At 72.3% G+C, this 1467-nt stretch carries 3 protein-coding genes; 1 reads left to right on the top strand and 2 read right to left on the bottom strand.

All coding sequences use genetic code 11. The annotated features are described in order from the left end of the window. Nucleotides 1-172: 172 nt before the first annotated feature. Both ACFU99_RS43455 and ACFU99_RS43450 read right to left on the bottom strand, forming a co-directional pair. Nucleotides 173-400: a hypothetical protein gene (locus ACFU99_RS43455; protein ID WP_384404276.1), complete on the bottom strand. Its 228-nt coding sequence runs from the start codon at nt 398-400 to the stop codon at nt 173-175. Between the two features lie 187 nt (nt 401-587). Continuing rightward, complete coding sequence (locus ACFU99_RS43450) at nt 588-845, bottom strand: hypothetical protein (protein ID WP_384404273.1); 258 nt, start codon at nt 843-845, stop codon at nt 588-590. A 228-nt stretch (nt 846-1073) separates the two neighbouring features. On the opposite strand from ACFU99_RS43450, the gene ACFU99_RS43445 reads away from it, so the two are divergent. Then, on the top strand, nt 1074-1467 hold a 394-nt coding region (locus ACFU99_RS43445), incomplete at its 3' end, for a protein kinase (RefSeq protein ID WP_384404270.1).

Below are 1467 nucleotides of genomic sequence, written 5' to 3'. Positions count from 1 at the left end.
CTGTCGTTTGCCCACATGCGGGCGACCACGTGCAGGCGAATCGATTCGGAACGCGCGATGGCCGGGTACCTCCCCAGGTACCCGGCCACTCGTGCCGTCCGCCGCACCCCCGTCCCCACGGGGTTAAGGCCGGTTTCCCCGGTCCGGGCCGCTCTCCCGGACCTCGGGGCGCTCAGCGCCCCAGTGTTCCGGCCACGGACGACGCTTGGGTGACGACGGCGTCCCAGCCGCCGAACACCACGGCCAGGAGAACCGCCAGCGGCAGGACCATCGCCGCCGCGATCAGCGGATGGCGCGTACGGCCGGACTGCCGCGCGCCGAGGGCGCTCAGAGCGCCGAAGGCGTCGACGGCCCGGCGCCCACGGGCCCGGATCATCGTGCGTCCTGCGGTGTCCGCCATCGTCCTTCTCCTGTCGTTTCCGGAGCGGCGGGCGTCTGACCTCGGGGGACGAGTGCTACGCCCGCCGCTTGACCTCAACATTAGGTGCGCCGCGCACCCCCGGCGTCATGCCCTCGTATCGATTGGTCGGCCTCCCGGAGGATGACGGCGGAGCGACCCGGCTACTCCCCTGGGTGGAGAACAGCGCTCACGTCTTGGGGTCTTCCCGGAGGGGGCGCTCCGTGTCGTCGACCCGCGGCACCGGGTGCTCGACCAGGGCCAGCACCCGGGTGGCCATGAAGCGCGCGGTCCGCACCACCGAGCCGCTGCGGGTGACTTCACTCACTTCCACCACTCCGCGGCGCACCGCCGTCTCGACCCTGCGCCCCGCCCTGCTCGCCACCATGTCGTACGTCCGCGTCGTGTCCCCGGCATCCACCACTATCTCCACGCGGTCACCCTTCACCGGCCCAATCCCCCTTCTGAGCACTGCGTTTGGGACCCGCGCCCCGATTCGGGAACTGCGGTCCCGTGGTCTGCGTCCACCCTTGAAGGGTCCCACCGGGCACTGACAATCCGGTTGACGACGCATGCGCGGCCTATCAGCGCGCCGGGCCGTCAATCCGTAAGCTGTGCCTCGTCAGGACGGATGGGCAGCGGAGTGGGGCCTCCCCACCGGAGGTAGGGGACGGACATGGCGATGATGCGGCTCCGGCGCGAGGACCCGCGTGTCGTCGGCTCGTTCCGGCTGCACCGCCGGCTCGGCGCGGGCGGGATGGGCGTGGTCTACCTCGGCTCCGACCGGCGCGGGCAGCGGGTGGCGCTCAAGGTGATCCGGCCGGATCTGGCGGAGGATCAGGAGTTCCGTTCCCGGTTCGCCCGCGAGGTGTCGGCGGCGCGGCGCATCCGCGGCGGCTGTACGGCGCGGCTGGTGGCCGCCGATCTCGACGCGGACCGGCCGTGGTTCGCCACCCAGTACGTGCCCGGTCCCTCCCTGCACGACAAGGTGAACGAGGAGGGGCCGCTGTCGGCCGCTCAGGTCGCCGCCGTCGGGGCGGCGTTGTCCGAGGGCCTGCTGGCCGTGCACG

This window comes from Streptomyces sp. NPDC057654 (assembly GCF_042800135.1).
Classification (GTDB): Bacteria; Actinomycetota; Actinomycetes; order Streptomycetales; family Streptomycetaceae; genus Streptomyces.
This window is presented reverse-complemented; position numbering and strand designations above follow the sequence as displayed.

Excerpts from the sequence above, each read along its gene's own strand:
- ACFU99_RS43455 (WP_384404276.1), bottom strand. The coding sequence starts at position 400 with ATGGCGGACACCGCAGGACGCACGATGATCCGGGCCCGTGGGCGCCGG.